This is a genomic window from Azospirillum sp. BE72, assembly GCF_031455875.1.
Taxonomy (GTDB): domain Bacteria; phylum Pseudomonadota; class Alphaproteobacteria; order Azospirillales; family Azospirillaceae; genus Azospirillum.
This window is the reverse complement of sequence record NZ_JAVDTO010000044.1, coordinates 1-1,687: the sequence shown is the minus strand read 5'-3', so window position 1 is coordinate 1,687 and position 1,687 is coordinate 1. Positions and strand designations below refer to the sequence as shown.

The 1,687-nt window shown below is 66.3% G+C and carries 1 protein-coding gene; it reads left to right on the top strand.

The genetic code is table 11. The features are described from left to right. Positions 1–85 precede the first annotated feature (85 nt). Positions 86–1,417, top strand: a complete 1,332-nt coding sequence (locus J2Y49_RS32340) for an ISNCY family transposase (protein WP_409017950.1) — start codon at positions 86–88, stop codon at positions 1,415–1,417. The last annotated feature ends 270 nt before the right edge of the window (positions 1,418–1,687 follow it).

Here is a 1,687-nt window from a genome sequence, read left to right as displayed (position 1 = left end):
TGTAAGCGCAATGTCAGAATGTCAGTCCCTCGCAACATAGAAGTGTCAGTCTTCTGTCGGGTTTTCGACGGCTGGGAGGCTGGCGATGGGCTGGATAACGATGAGCGAACGGGACTTGCAACGCGTCGAGGTTCTCGGCGAGGTGCTGAGCGGTCGCCGCGGGGTCGGATCGGCGGCGTCGGTTCTGGGGTTGAGCGAGCGGCAGGTGTGGCGGCTTCTGGCGCGCTACAAGGCCGGTGGCGGTGGCGCTCTGGTTCACCGGGGGCGCGGCCGTCCATCGAACCGGCGGCTTGGCGATGAGGTGCGGGAGCGGGCGCTGGAGCTTGTCCGCAGCCGGTATGGCGATTTCGGCCCGACCCTGGCGGCGGAAATGCTGCGGGAGAAGCATGGGCTGACGGTGTCGCGCGAGACGTTGCGCCAGTGGATGGCGGCGGCTGGTCTTTGGCTGTCACGCCGGCAGCGCCGGCAGTTCCACCCTCCCCGTCTGCGCCGCGAGCGGTTCGGCGAGTTGATCCAGATCGACGGCAGCGCGCACCGCTGGTTCGAGGACCGCGCCGATCCCTGCACGCTTCTGGTGTTCATCGACGATGCGACGGGCCGGGTGATGCAGCTTCGTTTTGCCCGGTCGGAGAGCGCCTTTTCCTACTTCGAGGCGCTGGAGGGCTATCTGAACGCCCATGGCCGGCCGCTGGCCTTCTATTCGGACAAATACTCGGTGTTCCGGGTCTCACAGCGCGAGGCGAAGGGCGGCCAGGGTATGACGCAGTTCGGCCGGGCCTTGGCGGAGTTGAATATCGAGATCCTGTGTGCCAACTCCAGCCAGGCCAAAGGGCGGGTCGAGCGGGTGAACCGGACGCTGCAGGACCGGCTGGTGAAGGAGTTGCGGCTGGCTGGCGTTAGCGGCATCGAGGCGGGCAATGCCTTCCTGCCCGGCTTTGTCGACCGCTTCAACGCCCGTTTTGCCCTGCCCCCTGCCCGGCCGGATGATCTGCACCGGCCGCTGACCATCGCGCCGGATCGGCTGCGCCAGGTGCTGTGCTGGCGCGAACAGCGCCATGTCGGGCAGCAGCTGACGCTGTCCTACGAGCGCAAGCTGATCATGTTGGAAGAGACGGAGCTGACGCGGGGGCTGGTTGGCCAGTATGTCGACACCTGCGCCTTCGCCGATGGCCGTCTGGAGGTGCGGTGGAAGGGAGTAGCGCTGTCTTATCGGGCCTTCGACAAGAACCAGCGGGTCGCCCAGGCCGACGTCGTGGAGAACAAGCGGCTGAGTGCGGTTCTGGCCCAGGTAAAGGAGATGCAGGAGAGCCGGCCGCCACCTCGGGTGAAGACCAGCAGCGAGAAGAATGGCTACCACAAGACGGGGCGGCGCAAGCGGCAGGGCGGACCACCCGACAGTGCCTGCGCGGCAGACTGACCGCAGCTGTTTGCCCCCTGTCCGCAAAGCCCCGATGCAGCCGGCATGTCTGGCAGCAGGATGATGGCTCGGCGATCGTCGTCGCCGTCAAGCCCTGCGCCTGCGGCGCACCGCACAGCGGCTCCGGGGCTTGACCGCGCCGCCGAGCCGAACCCGAACGCATCCATGCCAGACATGCCGAAGAAGGCCAACCACACCGCCAAGCCTAAGCCTGACCCAATGACATTCCTACTTTGCGCCAACCACTGACACTTCTAACCGGGCGCAACA